This window comes from Vibrio sp. 1978, from assembly GCF_033344345.1.
Genome location: NZ_JAWPOP010000745.1, coordinates 1 through 591, shown reverse-complemented (window position 1 = coordinate 591; position 591 = coordinate 1). Strand labels below are relative to the sequence as shown.

Genomic DNA, 591 nt, shown 5'->3' with positions numbered 1-591 from the left:
CGATACAATCCATAGACAGAGACAAGTAATAAAACAGTGTACATTTAATCCATCAATTCACAGAGATAATGGATTCATCCCATGTATAAACCACTTTTACTCGTTGTCCTTTCTTCCTCACTTGCAGCATGTGCATACAACCAAAAGCCTGTTGTAGACATGACGAATGTTGACCAAGCGCAATACGAACAAGATTTTGCCTACTGCCAAGGTTACGCAGAGAAAGTCGACAAAACAGAAGCCGCTAAATCTGATGCAACCAATGGTGCAATGACTGGCGCATTAATCGGTGCCGCGGCTGGTGCTCTTGAAGATGGTATTGGCGGTGCAGCAGTTGGCGCAGTAGCTGGCAGTGCAGTCGGTGCTGGTGCAGGCGCTTTAGGTGGCGCGAATGATTCCACCAAAACACAAGCTCTCGTGCTACGCAAATGCCTACAAAATAAAGGTTACACCGTTTACGACCTTGATTAAGCATTAGTCTAAACCACACAACCAAAGTACTTACTCATCAAATCAAACGTGACGTTTTTTGCTTGCACCCATATTCACAAATGTTTCACGTCTAACCGATTAGTCTCAGATCGCAATTTG

At 44.3% G+C, this 591-nt stretch carries 1 protein-coding gene; it reads left to right on the top strand.

Translation table 11 applies throughout. The features are described 5' to 3' along the window. Positions 1–81 precede the first annotated feature (81 nt). Positions 82–471: a hypothetical protein gene (locus R8N49_RS28880; RefSeq protein WP_005463395.1), complete on the top strand. Its 390-nt coding sequence runs from the start codon at positions 82–84 to the stop codon at positions 469–471. Positions 472–591 lie beyond the last annotated feature (120 nt).